2 protein-coding genes are annotated in these 2,066 nt (G+C 65.0%); both read left to right on the plus strand.

Features of this window, described 5'->3' with window-relative positions; translation table 11 throughout:
- The coding region (locus NTW26_08650) for a hypothetical protein (GenBank protein MCX7022321.1) at positions 1–1,280 on the plus strand (1,280 nt) is incomplete at its 5' end.
- A 166-nt stretch (positions 1,281–1,446) separates the two neighbouring features.
- Complete coding sequence (locus NTW26_08655; protein ID MCX7022322.1) at positions 1,447–1,935, plus strand: cupin domain-containing protein; 489 nt, start codon at positions 1,447–1,449, stop codon at positions 1,933–1,935.
- Positions 1,936–2,066 lie beyond the last annotated feature (131 nt).

The raw sequence follows: 2,066 nt of genomic DNA on the forward strand, positions 1-2,066 counted from the left end.
TGGGTCCCGCCCAGGCCCGTCTCACCGAAATAGGCGCCCAGGATGGCCCCATCCAGAGCCTGCGCGGAGCGGAGTCGGACCTCGAGGGACGCCTGTCGGCGGTGACCGAGGCGTCCAAGGCCGCCCTGGACGGCCTCGGGACCATCACCAACTCCCGCCAGCGCATCGAGCAGCTCTCCACGCGGCTGGAGCACCTCGACGAGCGCGAGCGCCTCGTCGGAGAACCCCTCGCCACCATCGAGCAGCGATTCCAGACGGTGAAACCCCTCGAGGGGAAGATAGCCGACCTCAACCGGATGATAGACGACCTGGACGGGCGGTCCAAGGCCCAACTCGAACAGCGGGCCAAGGCGGACGAGCTGGACGCCAAGCTCGCCGACCTAGCCATCTCCCTGGATCGGTGCCGCGTCGCCGGCGACGAGGTCCGCCACACGAAGGGCGAGGTGGACACCGTGGGGACCAAGGTCGAGGCCCTCCTGGCCAAGACCGCCGAGCTGGACGGCGCGGCCAAGGAAATCGAGGGGCTCGGAGAGCGCCTGGAGAAGAGCCGCAAGGAGGCCCTGAAGGGGGTCAAGGACACCGAGCGCCTCGCCGCCACCAACGCCGAGCGGCAGGAGCAGCTCAAGGCGATGGGGGACAAGCTCGGTGAGCGTCAGGATGAAATCCGCCGGGCCGCCGAGGCCGCCGAGGCCTACGAGGCCAGACTCGGGGCGTTCAAGGCGCGCCTGGCCGACCTCGATAAAAACCTCGACCAGACCGACAAAGGCGTCGCCGATAAGAGCACCCGCCTGGCCGAGATAGACTCGAAGATAAAGACCCTCTCCAACTCCACCGAGCGCTCCGTCAAGCTCGACGCCGACCTCTCGGTGCTGGAAAACCGGGTCGAGGCCTTCAAGAAGCTGGATAAAAAGCTCACCGAAGTCGAGGAGCGGGCCAAGGCCACCACCCAGCTCGTCACCTCCACCAGCGAGAAGCACCACCCGATTCTCCAGCAGCTCGGGCAGGAATCGGCCGACCTCACGAGCAGTCTGAGCGCGCTCCAGAGCTCCATGGGCGGCCTCACCGAAAGCCTCAAGGAGATGGAGTCGCGGGCCAAGCTGGCCGATAAGCTGGACAAGAAGATGAAGGACTTCTCGGTCCAGCTCGAGGACTTCTCGGTCCGCCAAAAGAACCTGGATCAGGAGCTGGAGTCCCGGGAGGAGATGGCCAACGAGATAGAGCGGCTCCGCAGGCTGGTGAAGGAAGCGGAGACCAAGCTGAAGAAGCTCAGCTCCTCCTAAACCGCGCCTCGGTGAATCGAATCGAAGGGGAGCCGATTTGGCTCCCCTTTTCACAAAAGGGTCGTACGGCATTCGGCCGTTCGGCGCCCCGACGGCGCTCTCAAGCCCGAGCTTTCCCTCTCCCAGACCGAGGGGAAGCACAACGCCTGACGGAAACGGGGGACCCATGCCCGAGATTCTCAACCTCGACGCGGTTCCGAAAAACTTCATGGACGACCCCGACTTCGCCGGCGCGATGCAGACGCTCTACCTGGGCGCCGCGGCGGGGAGCCGGAAAATCTACGTGAACATTGACCGCGTCAAACCCGGGGCCAAAAGCGTCAAGTACCACTCACACACCATCCAGGAGGAGTTCTTTCTCATCCTCGCCGGGAAGGGGATGGTCCGGCTGGACGGGAAAAACCGCCCGGTGGGGAAGGGGGATTTCTTCGCCAAGCCGGCCGGGGAGGGCATCGCGCACCAGTTCATCAACACCGGCGACGAGGCCCTGGAGATTCTCGACTGCGGCCTGATGAACCCCGACGACGTCGTCTGCTACCCCGACGAGGGGACTCTCCTGGTAAAGAGAGAGAAAAAGGTATTCAAACTGGGCGACGCTCTCGACGGGTGGACCTCGGACCCGAACCCTCCGCCGGACGGCTCCGACGGTGAGTGATCCCCCGCGGACGGCCCGATTCGGCGCGGCATATTGAAGAAAGAGTCATTCCGATGGACAAGCTGACCCTGGCGCCCGCGACGTATCTCTACCACGCCCCCGTCGTGGTGGTTAGCTGCGGCGTCGGGGAG

The organism is bacterium (genome assembly GCA_026398675.1).
GTDB lineage: Bacteria > RBG-13-66-14 > RBG-13-66-14 > RBG-13-66-14 > RBG-13-66-14 > RBG-13-66-14.